The organism is Curtobacterium sp. GD1 (assembly GCF_020882855.1).
Lineage (GTDB): Bacteria > Actinomycetota > Actinomycetes > Actinomycetales > Microbacteriaceae > Curtobacterium.
The window spans coordinates 48,427-60,689 of the sequence record NZ_JAFEVQ010000001.1 but is presented as its reverse complement, the minus strand read 5'-3'; the positions used below and the strand labels follow the sequence as shown (position 1 = coordinate 60,689).

Here is a 12,263-nt window from a genome sequence, read left to right as displayed (position 1 = left end):
CCGGAGAGCCTAACCGGCGTCGCGACCGCCCGTGGTGCTGTCGGCGCTCGTGGCCGCGTCGGCGCGCTGGGCCTGGAGGCGCGGCTCGCCCCCGCCGTCCACGTCGCCGCCACGGCGGGTCGGCCGGGCGGCGGCGCCGCGCTCACGGGCAGCGCCCGACGCGAGTCCCGCCGCGATGATGAACACGAAGACCACCAGGAGCGCACCGAGCAGCCCCACCTGCTCGCCGAGGAACCCGATGAGCGGCGGTCCCGCGAGGAACGCCACGTACCCGATCGTCGCCACGGCGCTGACCCGGGCGGCGGCGGTCCGGGGGTCGTCGGCCGCGGCGGACATGCCCATCGGGAAGCCGAGGCTCGCCCCGAGACCCCAGAGCACGACGCCGACGATCGCGAGCGGCACGTTGTCGATGAAGATGAGCATGCCGAGGCCGACGACCGCGACGGCGGCGCTGATGCGGAGGATCGGCACCCGCCCGAACCGGTCGATGAGCGGACTGCCGGCCACCCGGCCGACGGTCATGGCGGCGAGGAACACCGTGAGGACGGCGGCGCCCGCGGCGTTGTCGAGGCCGTGCCCGTCGATCATGGCCAGTGGCAGCCAGTCGTTCGCCGAGCCCTCGGCCAGGGCCATGCCGAGCACGATCACGCCGATGAGCAGGGTCGACGGCTGGGCCCAGACCTGCCAGCGGCTGACCGGCGTCGGCACCGGGCTGGTGTCGGTGGCGACGTGCTCCTCGAAGCGGTGCTCGTCCTGGAAGCGCGTGACGGCGACGAGCATCGCGGCACTCGTGACGACGACGAGGACGATGAAGTGCCACGCGACCGGGACCTCGAGCGCCTCGGCGAGGGCTCCGAGGCCGGCACCGGCGAGCGTGCCGAGGCTGAACGCGGCGTGGAACAGCGGCATGATCGTGCGGCCGCCGGCCTTCTCCGCCGCGGCGCCGGACACGTTCATCGACACGTCGCACAGGCCGTTGCCGAACCCGAAGGCGATGAGCGCGATCCAGATGGCGGCGAAGCCCCACCCCAGGCTCACCGCCAGCCCGGCGAAGACCATCCCGAGGGCCAGGCACGCTGCGGCCACCTGGACGCCCCGGCGAGCCCCGAGCTTCGCGACGATGTGCCCGGCGAAGGTCAGGCCGCCGATCGAGCCGACCGCCATGCCGAGCACGAGCAGGCCCATCTCGAAGGTGCTCGCTCCGAGGGAGTCGCGGACGCTCGGGATCCGGCCGAGCCAGGTCGCGATGTCGAGGCCGGACAGGGTGAACACGACGAACACCGCGGTGATCCAGGCCCGTGTCGAGGGTGTGGTGCGGGCGGACGTCGTCGTCATGGTGGTCCCATCGTGCTTCGCTGCTGTGCTGCCGTGCGTGTCGCGGCTCGATCGAATCGATTCGACCGCTGTTTCCGGCTACGCTAACGGGCGATGGACGAACCGGCAACAGGACCCGGCGCGTCGCGGACGGAGCACCACCGCGAGGACGCCGCCGATGCCCCGCGCGCCGGTGCGGTCCCGGCCGGTCCCGTCCCGGTCCGCCCCCGACGTCCGACCCTCACCGCGGTGGCCCGCGCTGCCGGGGTCGCGCCCTCGACGGCCTCGCTCGCGTTCAGCGGCAGCGGCCCGGTCTCCGAGGACGCCAAGGCCCGCGTGCTGGCCGCCGCCGCCGAGCTCGGCTACGGCGGCCCGGACCCGCGTGCCCGTTCCCTGCGCCGCGGTCGCTCCGGCGTCATCGGCGTCGTCATGGACGAACGGCTGAGCGATGCCTTCCGCGACCCGGTGAACGTCCTGACGCTCGACGGCATCGCCGAGGTGGCCGGTGCCGCCGGTGCCTCGCTGCTGCTCGTCCGCAGCCCCCTCGACGACGAACAGGGTGCCGTCCCCCTCGTCGACGCCCCCATGGACGCCGTCGTCCTCGTCGGGTGCAACGTGCGGATCGACCCCGCGGTCGCCGTGCTCCGGCGCCGGCAGATCCCCGTCGTCGCGATCGAGGCGGACGACATCGAGGGTGCGGTGCCGATCCAGCTCGACAACCGCGAGGCCTCCCGCCGCGCGGCAGCATTCCTGCGCGACCTCGGGCACGAGGCCGTCACCATCGTGTCGCTGCCGCTCGACGGTGCGCACCGCCGCGGGCCGATCGACGCCGAGCGCGAGGCCGCTGGCATCGCCTTCACGTCCCTCGAACGCCTGCGCGGGGTCCGTGGGGTCTACCCCGACTCGGTTGCGATCGAGGCTGCAGGCAGCTCGGTCGAGGAAGGCCGGATCGCCGGCACCGCGCTCTTCGCCCCCGACGGGCCCCGGCCGACCGCGGTCATCGCGCAGAGCGACGTCCTCGCCGTCGGGGTGATCTCGGCCGCGCTCGACGCCGGACTCCGTGTGCCCGAGGACGTCAGCGTCGTCGGGTTCGACGGCATCACCGTGGACGACAGCCTGTTCCACCGCACCCGCATCCGGCAGCTGACCACGCTCGTGCAGCCGTTCGTGCAGAAGGGGCAGGCGGCGGCCCGTGCTGCCCTGGCGATGCTCGAAGGGGCCGAGCCCCAGCCGGCGGCGTTCCGCTCGGAGCTCCGCATCGGTGACACGACGGGGCCGCCGCGGGCGGAGGGGCCGGCGGACGGGAGCCGGCACTGAGGTGTCCCGCGGGCTACGCTGCACACGAGGCTCGACCGAGAGCCTCGTGACCGATGGGGGCGCTGCGTGTTCTTGACCTTCCTGGTCCCGGTCGTGCTCGTGCTGGTCGTCGTGATGATCGTGCTCGCAGCGCGGGGATCGATGCAGAAGAGCCCGCTCCAGGAGCAACAGGACGCCGAGGCGCGAGCACGACGCGCTGCCAAGCGTGCAGACCGCGAAGCCGACCGTGACTGACGGCCGGAGACTCGTGACGGCTGGGGTCGTCGTCCTCGGGATCGGCTTCATCGCGACGGCCGCCGGGTCGGTCTGGGTGATCCTCAGTCCGATCGGCGGGGGCGTGAACTTCGGTGCCGCGGCGGTGTACCTCGGAGGGATGCTGTGCGGCGTCGTGGGCCTCGTCCTGGGCATCGCCGGACTGGTCGCACTCCGGCGGGGACGAGCGCGCTAGCGTCGCGCCTCGGTCGTCGGCGGTGCTGCAGCAGTCGGTCGGAGGTCGTGCCGCCGACGTTCGCGTCTGCGGTGGGCCGCGACGACGAACAGCGTCGACACGGCCGTCACGGCTGCCACACCGATCACCTGAGCCGTCACGGGCCACGGGAACAGGTACGGCACGAGCAGTTGGGCGAGACCCGACGTCCCCGCCACGAGCAGTGTCAGGATCAGCACGGCGGCCACGTCGCCGGTGACGCTCGGACGGCGTCGACCCAGCCACCGGTCGGGTAGGCCGGCGAGTGCGCCCGCTGCGAGTCCGAACACGAACACCGCCGCCGCACCGCCGATCATCGCCGGCGTCATGATGAGGATGAACGGCAACGCGGCGGGGGAACGCTCGACGACGGCACCCACCACCACGCTCGCGGTCGGCACGACCACGACGGCTGCCGCTCCCGCCCACGCCGTCGTCAACGGGAGGACGGCGAGCAGGGTCCGGCGTGTGCCCGTCGCCTCGGTCTCAGTCGTGGTCGTGGGACCGGGGGCCTCGGCGGGGGAAGACACCCGATCACCCTAGGGTGCGACCCGTCGTGCGGGGCCTGCCTCGTCGCAGGGGACGGCGTCCAGTACGATCGTGCGATCCTGCTCGGACCGTCCGCGCCGGAGCGGTTCGAGGGTGGGGTGCCGTGGGGCTCGGGAGACGCGATCCGGATGCGAGGACGACGGCAGCCGCGGGTTCCCGCGTGAAGCGCAGCATCGCCGTCGGCCTGGTGATCGCGATGTCGGCGGCAGTCGTGATCGGAGCGGACGCGATCGGCGGGTCGGCGGGCACTGCTGATGCGTCCGGAGCTCCGCGGCTGGTGGTCACCAAGGTCACCGCGAGCAGCACCACCACGTCGACACGCACCACGGTGCGCACGACGCTGACGGTCAAGAACACCTCGGTGGCCCGCAAGCCGGCGGCCGACGCGTGGCTCTCCCTGACGGCTGGGAGCAAGCGGTACACGCTCGGACACGTCTCGGTGCAGTCACTCGCTGCCGGTGCGAGCGCGACGATCCACGCGACGCACACCGCGCCTCCTCGTGCGCCGGCCGGGAAGTACGCGGTCCTCGCGTGCACGGGAGCGTTCTCCCTGTCGAAGTGCGGCACCTCGGCCACGACCGTCACCACCGCCCGCGCGACCCGGGCACGTCCCGACACCGGCGTGATGCTCGACGTGGCTCGTGCCTACTACCCGGTGGCGCTGATCGAGCAGTACATCGCGCTCCTCGCGGATCACGGTGGTCGCTTCCTGCACCTCCACCTCACCGACGACCAGAACGTCGGCATCGAGAGCGAGGTCCTCGGCCAGACCCTCGCGAACGCCGATCTCCGGGACGGCGTCTACACGAGTCGGATCACCGGTCGGCCGTTCCTCAGCGCGGCACAAGCGCGAGAGATCTCCCGGTACGCCGCGCAGCGAGGCATCGCGATCGTTCCCGAGATCGACACTCCCGGCCACATGGCTGCGGCGTTCGCCCTCCTCGAGGCCGGACACGGCAAGCAGTGGGTGGACCGGATCCGTTCGGGCGAGAGCGAACTCGACACGTCGGCGCCCGGGAGCTCCGCGTTGGCCGCACGACTCCTGCAGGAGGTCACGCGGACCTTCCCGTCGAGCCGCACCGTCCACATCGGCGGCGACGAGTGGGGCGACGACGTCACCGCCGACGAACGCGTCCAGTGGTTGAACACGATGGCGGCCGCCGTCGGCAACCGTGCGGTGTGGGCGTGGAACGACGGGATCGACCGGGCTGCGATCGGGCGACTGGATCCGCGTATCCACGTCACCTACTGGAGCTTCGACGGCGACACTGAGGACGCGACGGAACGCCGCGAGCGCCGCGAGCGACGGGCGGGTGCGAACGACCTGTACGCGGCCGGGATCGACCTGCTGAACTACAACTCGTACTACCTGTACGAGGTGCCGACGGACCTCGATGCGGCCGACAGTGAGTACACCGTCGCCGATCTCCGCGAGAACTGGTCGCTCCGGGCCTGGGACGGGGACTCGGGCGCACGTCTGGCGGGTCCGATGTCCGGGGCGGCCGTCGCGATCTGGGGCGAGGACCTCGAAGCACCGCCCTCCGACGCGCTCCTGCGCTGGAGCGCCCCACACGTGCTCGCGATGATCGAGACCGCCGGCTCGTAGGCCCGCGCACCGGCGATGAGGACAAGGTCGTGAGGAATCGGTTCCGTCCATCGGCGGCAACAGCGACGGCGAACGTTTGTCACGGGAGTCTGGGTAGACAGCTCTTCTCGCATTGATCCGATCTGTCGGCCGCAGCCGCGTACTGCTCAGCCGACGCTGAGCTGCAGCACCGCACCCTCGGAGGTGGTCGCGACCGCCGAGGCAGCGTCACGCCCGATACCGCTCTTGAGCGCGTCTGCGACGTCTTCTGATGACGGGCGTCCATTGCGTTGTGCTTGCATCACGGCCTTTGGGTCGCCCGATCGCAGCCCGTCTGCAACGTCGGCTTCGACGCCCTGGAACATTCTGACGATCTCCGAACCAACCTGGAAGACGAGCTCCTGGCCGATGTACGACGTCCCACCCGGCCCTGCTCTCGTTTCCGTGACGAGGTCACTGCGGCCTTGCGTACCGAACCGCGTCAGCCATCTCGTCGTGGCAGAGGACATCCCGGCGAATTCTGCGAGTGTCGCGTAGTCGACGTTCGTCGCCTTCGCCACCAGCTCTTCGGGAGCAAAGTCGACCACGGGCTCCTCGCCGCTCCACTTGGGCTCGTCCCCACGCCAATGATCCGTGTCGTGCTTGGTTGGCGCCCAGGAGACCGGATCCTCTTCAGGATCGACCGCCATGAGAGTGATCCCGCTCTCGGTCGAGATGGTCGACACGGCGAGTCCGGTCAACGTCCGTCCGTTCACGGTCAGGCCGGCGAGTTGCGTGACTGCTCGACCGAGCTGCGACTTCGCGGTCGCTGAACTCACCGTGCCCTTGGACTCGAGGAGTTCTAACCGCCTGCGACCGGGGGCCGTCGGATCGTCGAACGCAAGGAGATAGTCGGGTTGTCGCTTCCCGTTCCGTTGGAGTTTCGGCATGGAGCCATTGAGGAGAGTTCGATCCACGTCGATGACCGAGATGGCACCGACCCCTGGGTAGCGCGTCCGACACCAGTGCTTCGCAGCGTGTGCGGCAAAGCCGATCCCGAGTTCCTCAGAGATGACTCGCCGTTGGTTTGCGCCGACTTCGGCGAGCACGCTCGGGCTCAGGTTCAGCGTCCGCGCCTGTGGGTCGTTCTCGAAGAGGCCGAGGTACTTGAGGGTGGACCAACGTCGACCGAACGAGGCTGCCGCGTCGGACACGTTCAGCGTGGTTCCCAGGGCGAGTTCCAACATCACCTCGACCGGTTTCGCGTCGAGCGGCCCGTCCAGGCCGTCGGCGCGGGACAGCGCGGCTTTCACAGGGAGCCTCGGGTCGGTAAGGAGATATTCCTTCTGTAGCTCGGCGACCTTCTGAACGAGCGCGACGTCGCTCTGCGCGCGGACGATTCCAGGATCGTTCATCGTGTCGATGGCTTGCCGGAGCGTTGGCATTTTCCCCCCAAAGGATCATCGCCGAGACAGCATGGCACATTGATTCGTTGGAGCTTCCGCGCACCTCAGCCTCGACGCACCCCGAGCCCCACCACCGCCACGAGGTTCACCGCACTCCCCACGAGGAACCCCGTCGTCCCCCCGGCCACCCCCGCGACCGGCCCGAGCACGGCCATGAGCACCGCTCCGACAACGAACCCGGCCACCGACGCCAGCGCCACCTGCCGCGACCGCCCCGCCGCGAGCAACAACGCCGCCGGCACGAGCCCGACGGTGAACACCCACACCCCGACCATCAGGTACCGCAGGTCGGCCACGGCCGCAGCGCCCTCGGCCGGGTAGACGATCGGCAGGAACCACCCGGCGAGCAGCGCCACGAGGCCGAACACCACGGCGGTGCCGGCAGCGAAGCCGACCACCAACAGGACGGCCCCGCGGGACCGGAGCGACCCGCCGTCCGTCCGGTGGGCGAACGCCGGCACGAGCACCTGCCCCAGCGCCTGCCCGAGCATCGACGCCGGGGTCGCCAGGGTGAAGGCGGCCGCGTAGACGCCGGCGTCGTGGGCGGAGACGGTGACCTGCGCCGAGATCATCGTCAGCTGGAGCAACCCGTTCGAGGTCACCACCGCGAGCACGTTCCACCCCGCGAACCCGAGCACCCCGCGGACGGGTTCGCGAGCAGCAGGCCCGAACCCGTTCCCCCGCGGCCAGCAGGCGACGGCGAAGACGGTGTACCCGATCGCGAGCGGCAGCAGCACGAACGGCTCGAGCCGGGCGACGCAGGCGAGCACGAGCAGCCCGAGCGCGAGCACGCTCGTCACGCCGTCCCACAGCGCGACCTTCGGCGCACGGCCGTAGCCGAGCTGCGCTCCGCGGGTGTAGCAGTACAGCCCGTAGCCGACGACGACCGCGACACCACCGAGGACCGTGCCCGGGCCGTTGCCCCACGCGAGGGCGATCGGCACGGTGACGGCGGCGAGCACCAGGGTCGAGACGAGCATGGACAGCCCGAGCAGCCGGTTCACCGCGGCGTCGGAGTGCCGTCCGCGCAGCGCGATCGCCAGGTACCGCGATGCCGTGTTGCCGGCGGCGTTCGGCCAGAGCAGCGCGACGAAGACGGAGAGCGACAGGAGCGCGGTGGTCTGCCCGAGGGTCTCGGTGCCGAACACCCGGCCGACGACGACGGTCACGAGCAGCTTCGCGACGCCCTGCACCCCGATGCCGACGGTGGCGAGCACGGCCGACGACGCGACGGACGAGGCCGCGGCACGAGCGGGAGCCGGACGCACGCTCACCGCGCCAACGCCTGTTCGACCCACCCACGCCGGTGCGCCCGCACCCCGAGCGTCACCGCCCGCACCCCGATGTACCCGAGCGCGAACGCGGCCCACAGCCCCGCGAGGGTCCCACCCGCCCACCAGAGCAGGGGCAGGTACACGACGAGGTTCACCCCACCCGCGATCGCCAGGTACCGCGCGTCCCCGGCGCCGATCAGCACGCCGTCGAGCACGAACACGTAGCCCGCGACCGGCATCCCCACGGCGATGAGCACGAGGACGACGGGCAGCGCGCCACGCACGGCGGACGAGTCGGAGAAGACCGGCCCGAGCACCCCGCTCACGGCGAGGGTCAGCACCCCGAGCAGCACACCGCCGGCGATCCCGAGCAGGACGAGCCGCCGCGTCACCAGCCGCACCCGCGCCGGGTCCCGCGCCCCGAGCCCGTGTCCGACGAGCGCCTGCCCGGCGATCGCCAGGGCGTCGAGCGCGAACGCCAGGGTGGAGAACACGGTCAACCCGACCTGGGTGGTCGCGAGCCCGGTCGTCCCGAGCCCCGCGGCGGCGCCGACCGTCGCGAGCATCGCCACGCGCAGCGAGGCCGTCCGCAGGAACAGCCAGGCACCGGACCGGAGCGCCCGCGCGACGCCCGAGGCGCCCGGGCGCAGTGGAGCCCCCGACGCACGCGCCGCGCGGACCGCGATCCGGACGTAGACGATCGCCATCGCCCACTGCACGATGACGGTACCGGCGGCCGACCCCTCGACGCCCCAGCCTGCGCCGTAGATGAGGACGGCGTTGAGCAGCCCGTTCGCGACGAACCCGACGGTGGCGACGACGAGCGGCGTCCTCGTGTCCTGCAGCCCACGGAGCAGCCCGGTCGAGGCGGTGACGACCAGGATCCCGGGCAGCCCGACGAGCGACACCGTCAGGTACGCGGTCGCCGCCGCCGACACGTCGGCCGACGCACCGAACAGGTCGACCAGCGGTCCGGCGAGCGGCCAGCCCACGAGCGCGAGGACCACGCCCAGCACGAGCGCGAGCCACATCCCGTCGATGCCGGCGTGCACGGCCCCGCGTCGGTCCCCGCCGCCGAGCGCGCGGGCCACGGCCGGGGTCGTCGAGTACGCGAGGAACACGAGCAGCCCCGTGACGGTCTGCAGGACGGCGCCGGCGAGGCCGACGGCAGCGAGGGCCGTCGCACCGAGGTGCCCGACGAGCGCGGTGTCGGTCAGCAGGAACAGCGGTTCGACGACGAGCGCACCGAGCGCCGGCACCGCGAGGCGGACGATGTCGCGGTCGACCGCGCGCCGCTCGGTGGTCACTGCGGGTCGCGTCGGTCCGGGCACCGACCCATTCTGGCGGCGATGCGGACCACGCGTGGTGCGCGCACGCCCGGACCGGTGACGGGTCGGACGGGAGGCGCGGGTCGGCGTCGACCCGCGCCTCCCGTCCGGCGGGTGCTCGCGTCAGTCGGCGCGCGGTTCGGCGGGGACCCCGCCGGTGGCGGCGTGGGCCGCGTCCGGCACCTCGGGCGTCGCCTCGTCGGTCCCGCGGGCACGGCCCACGAGGTCCATCACGTGGTAGACCACGATCGCCGCGACCGTGCCGAGGATGATCCCGCCGAAGCTCGCCTGACCGAACGAGAACGTGAAGTCGGCGATGCCGATGATGAGCGCGATGCCCGCGGTCAGCTGGTTCTTCGGCTTCGCGAAGTCGACGCGGTTCTCCACCCAGATCCGGATGCCGATGACGCCGATGAGCCCGTAGAGCGCGGTGGTCGCTCCGCCGAGGACCCCCGGCGGGACGGACGAGATGACGGCGCCCACCTTGGGGGAGAGGCCGAGCAGGACGGCCACGATCGCGGCCACCCAGTACGCCGCGGTCGAGAAGACCCGGGTGGCGGCCATCACGCCGATGTTCTCGCCGTAGGTGGTCGTCGCCGAGCCGCCGCCGACGCCCGCGAGGACGGTGGAGATGCCGTCGGCGAAGAGTGCTCGCCCGGTGAGCGGGGTGAGGTCACGACCGGTGAGCTGTCCGACGCCCTTCACATGGCCGACGTTCTCGGCGATGAGCGCGAGGACGACCGGCACGAACGCCAGGTAGATCGCGAGCTGCGACGGGTCGAACGCGGGCGCGGTGAACTCGGGCAGACCGATCCAGGCGGCCTTGCCGACGGCGTCGAACGAGACCTCGCCGGCGATCAGTGCCGCCACGTACCCGACGACGACGCCGATGACGATCGACAGGCGTCCGATGAGCCCCTTGAAGAGCACGGTCACGAGGATGATCGCGGCGAGCGTGATCACCGCGACGACCGGGGCCTTCGTGAAGTTGTCGCGGGCGGCCGGAGCGAGGTTGAAGCCGATGAGGGCCACGATCGCGCCGGAGACCACGGGCGGCATGAGGCGGTCGATCCACCCGGCGCCGGCCAGGTGCACCACGGCGCCGACGGCCGCGAGGAGCACCCCGACGACGATGATCCCCGACAGCGCCAGCGGGATGCCGCCGATCTTCGTCGCGGCGGCGATCGGGGCGATGAACGCGAAGGACGACCCGAGGTAGCTCGGCAGCCGGTTGCCGGTGATGAGCAGGAACAGGATCGTGCCGATGCCGCTGAAGAGCAACGTCGTCGCCGGCGGGAAGCCGGTGAGCAGCGGCACGAGGAAGGTCGCGCCGAACATCGCCACGACGTGCTGCACGCCGAGGCCGATCGTCCGGCCCCAGGTGAGGCGCTCGTCCGGCGCGACGATCGTCGTCGCGGAGACGGTCGCGCCGTCCCCGTGCAGCTTCCACGGAAGTCCCATGGGGTCGACGCTAGCGGCAGTCCACCGCTCGTGACGATCCCGCCGAGGATGTCCGCCGCTCCGTATATGGTGTGTGACGTACCACAGGAGCGTTGCCCATGTCGAAGTCCGTCCGATCCACCCCGCACCGGCGGATCGCCGCCTGGTGCGCCGCGCTCGCCGTGGCGTTCTCGCCCGTCGTCGGCCTGACCGGTGCCGTCGCCGCGCCGGCCCACGAGCGGACGACCCCCGCGGCGGACTTCACCGCGCAGGTCCGCTCGATCGAGCACGCCACCGGACGCGTCGAGCTGACCGGGACCGGACCCACGGGCGGCAGCGTCGCGATCGCCGTCGACGGCGCAGAGACCGTCTGGACCGAGGTCCGCGACGGCGTGTGGAGCGTCGGACTCCGGGTCGGCCCCGGGCCCCGCGTGCTGCACGTGACGTCGCAGGTGACCGGCGAGACGGTCGACCTGCCCGTCGAGGTGCTCGGGCTGCTCCCGCCGACGTGGGTCCCGACGATCGATCCGTTCACCCGCACCATCACGCTCGAGGGCAGCGGGGTGAGCCGTCCGGAACGCTACGTCGTCACCGACGACGGCGAACCCGTCGCGGACGTCGTCGCCGAAGCCGGTGCGCCCTGGCGCGCGGTCCTGCGCGACCGCGCCCCCGGCCGACACGACATCGTGGTGGAGCGCGTGTTCGACGGCACGGTCAACGGCATCGGCCGGGACTCGTACGAGCTCTCCGGAGCGGCCGAGGTCGGCACCGTCTCGGCCTCCCGCGAGACCCGGCGCACCACCCTCGCCGGACGGGCGCCGGTCGGCACGACGCTCCGGTTCGCGGACGCGTCCGGGCCGGTCCTCGGTGCCGACGGCGAACCGGTCGTCGCCACCACCTCGAGCGACACCACCTGGCGCGCGGAGCTGCCCTTCCCCGAGACCGCGCGGTTCCACCGGATCACGGTCACGACGTTCGGCGACGGGACGCCGATCGGGACGACGGACGCCCTCGTCACCGTGCCGATCGCGATCACCGGCTCGGTCGAGGAGCTCGCCGACGGCTCCGTGCGACTCTCCGGCACCGGCGAGCCCGGCGGTGTGGTGGCGCTCGAGACCGCGAGCGGGACGCCGGTGGACGGGGCCGACGGCCGACCGATCACCGCCGCGATCGGTCGCGGCTGGGAACTCGTCGTCCCACGGGCGACGCTGCCCGGGGACGTCGTGGTCGCCCGGCAGCGGGTGCAGGGGGTCGAGCAGGGTGCGCTCCGACTCGTGCTGCCGAAGCTCCCGGTCCGCCCCGCACCCGAGCACGGTCACGGTCCCGGCGCGGGTCCCGGCGTCTCCACCGGCAACCACCAGGCCGCACCGCAGGCCACCGCGGGCCGGATCACCGCCGTGCCCAGCGGGCGGCTCGCGTACACGGGTGAGGACCCCTCGGTGCCGCTCGGCGTCGCCGGGGTGCTCCTCGCAGCGGGGCTCGGCGGGCTCGCGGGAGCGCGGGCACTCGGGCGCCGGGGTGCCCACCGTGGCTGACACCGCTCGA

The 12,263-nt window shown here is 72.3% G+C and carries 11 protein-coding genes; 5 read left to right on the top strand and 6 right to left on the bottom strand.

Annotation, left to right across the window (positions count from 1 at the left end; translation table 11 throughout):
- Positions 1 to 9: 9 nt before the first annotated feature.
- A complete protein-coding gene (locus JSX79_RS00330) occupies positions 10 to 1,335 on the bottom strand; it encodes an MFS transporter (RefSeq protein ID WP_229084603.1) in 1,326 nt (441 codons plus the stop codon).
- 93 nt (positions 1,336 to 1,428) lie between these two features.
- Here JSX79_RS00330 and JSX79_RS00325 point away from each other — a divergent pair, with 93 nt between their 5' ends.
- The 3 genes from JSX79_RS00325 to JSX79_RS00315 all read left to right on the top strand — a co-directional run bounded on the left by JSX79_RS00325 (position 1,429) and on the right by JSX79_RS00315 (position 3,079).
- Positions 1,429 to 2,631 (top strand): LacI family DNA-binding transcriptional regulator, encoded by a 1,203-nt coding sequence (locus JSX79_RS00325; RefSeq protein ID WP_229084602.1) that lies wholly within the window; start codon positions 1,429 to 1,431, stop codon positions 2,629 to 2,631.
- A 66-nt stretch (positions 2,632 to 2,697) separates the two neighbouring features.
- The gene (locus JSX79_RS00320; protein WP_229084601.1) at positions 2,698 to 2,865 is read left to right on the top strand and encodes a hypothetical protein; all 168 of its coding nucleotides are present in this window, start codon (positions 2,698 to 2,700) and stop codon (positions 2,863 to 2,865) included.
- A complete protein-coding gene (locus JSX79_RS00315; protein ID WP_229084600.1) occupies positions 2,858 to 3,079 on the top strand; it encodes a hypothetical protein in 222 nt (73 codons plus the stop codon). Before JSX79_RS00320 ends, JSX79_RS00315 begins: the two co-directional genes overlap by 8 nt.
- Here JSX79_RS00315 and JSX79_RS00310 read toward each other — a convergent pair.
- Positions 3,076 to 3,627, bottom strand: coding sequence for a hypothetical protein (locus tag JSX79_RS00310; RefSeq protein ID WP_229084599.1), 552 nt, complete (start codon positions 3,625 to 3,627; stop codon positions 3,076 to 3,078). The two genes, JSX79_RS00315 and JSX79_RS00310, sit on opposite strands and share 4 nt — an antisense overlap.
- A gap of 179 nt (positions 3,628 to 3,806) precedes the next feature.
- Here JSX79_RS00310 and JSX79_RS00305 point away from each other — a divergent pair, with 179 nt between their 5' ends.
- Positions 3,807 to 5,252 carry a family 20 glycosylhydrolase gene (locus tag JSX79_RS00305; protein WP_229084598.1) on the top strand — a complete coding sequence of 482 codons (1,446 nt, stop codon included), beginning with the start codon at positions 3,807 to 3,809 and terminating at the stop codon, positions 5,250 to 5,252.
- Positions 5,253 to 5,398: 146 nt separating this feature from the next.
- On the opposite strand, the gene JSX79_RS00300 is transcribed toward JSX79_RS00305, so the two are convergent.
- The 4 genes from JSX79_RS00300 to JSX79_RS00285 form a co-directional block, all read right to left on the bottom strand.
- Complete coding sequence (locus JSX79_RS00300; protein WP_229084597.1) at positions 5,399 to 6,655, bottom strand: hypothetical protein; 1,257 nt, start codon at positions 6,653 to 6,655, stop codon at positions 5,399 to 5,401.
- 65 nt (positions 6,656 to 6,720) lie between these two features.
- Positions 6,721 to 7,950 carry a lipopolysaccharide biosynthesis protein gene (locus tag JSX79_RS00295; RefSeq protein WP_229084596.1) on the bottom strand — a complete coding sequence of 410 codons (1,230 nt, stop codon included), beginning with the start codon at positions 7,948 to 7,950 and terminating at the stop codon, positions 6,721 to 6,723.
- Positions 7,947 to 9,257 (bottom strand): MATE family efflux transporter, encoded by a 1,311-nt coding sequence (locus JSX79_RS00290; RefSeq protein ID WP_229084595.1) that lies wholly within the window; start codon positions 9,255 to 9,257, stop codon positions 7,947 to 7,949. Before JSX79_RS00290 ends, JSX79_RS00295 begins: the two co-directional genes overlap by 4 nt.
- A gap of 144 nt (positions 9,258 to 9,401) precedes the next feature.
- Positions 9,402 to 10,739 carry a uracil-xanthine permease family protein gene (locus JSX79_RS00285; protein ID WP_070417368.1) on the bottom strand — a complete coding sequence of 446 codons (1,338 nt, stop codon included), beginning with the start codon at positions 10,737 to 10,739 and terminating at the stop codon, positions 9,402 to 9,404.
- A 98-nt stretch (positions 10,740 to 10,837) separates the two neighbouring features.
- On the opposite strand from JSX79_RS00285, the gene JSX79_RS00280 reads away from it, so the two are divergent.
- Positions 10,838 to 12,253, top strand: a complete 1,416-nt coding sequence (locus tag JSX79_RS00280; RefSeq protein ID WP_229084593.1) for a hypothetical protein — start codon at positions 10,838 to 10,840, stop codon at positions 12,251 to 12,253.
- Positions 12,254 to 12,263: the final 10 nt, after the last annotated feature.

Bases quoted from the DNA above. Each gene is read 5' to 3' on its own strand.
- JSX79_RS00330 (WP_229084603.1), bottom strand. From the start codon at position 1,335: ATGACGACGACGTCCGCCCGCACCACACCCTCGACACGGGCCTGGATC.
- JSX79_RS00325 (WP_229084602.1), top strand. From the start codon at position 1,429: ATGGACGAACCGGCAACAGGACCCGGCGCGTCGCGGACGGAGCACCAC.
- JSX79_RS00300 (WP_229084597.1), bottom strand. From the start codon at position 6,655: ATGCCAACGCTCCGGCAAGCCATCGACACGATGAACGATCCTGGAATC.
- JSX79_RS00285 (WP_070417368.1), bottom strand. From the start codon at position 10,739: ATGGGACTTCCGTGGAAGCTGCACGGGGACGGCGCGACCGTCTCCGCG.
- JSX79_RS00280 (WP_229084593.1), top strand. From the start codon at position 10,838: ATGTCGAAGTCCGTCCGATCCACCCCGCACCGGCGGATCGCCGCCTGG.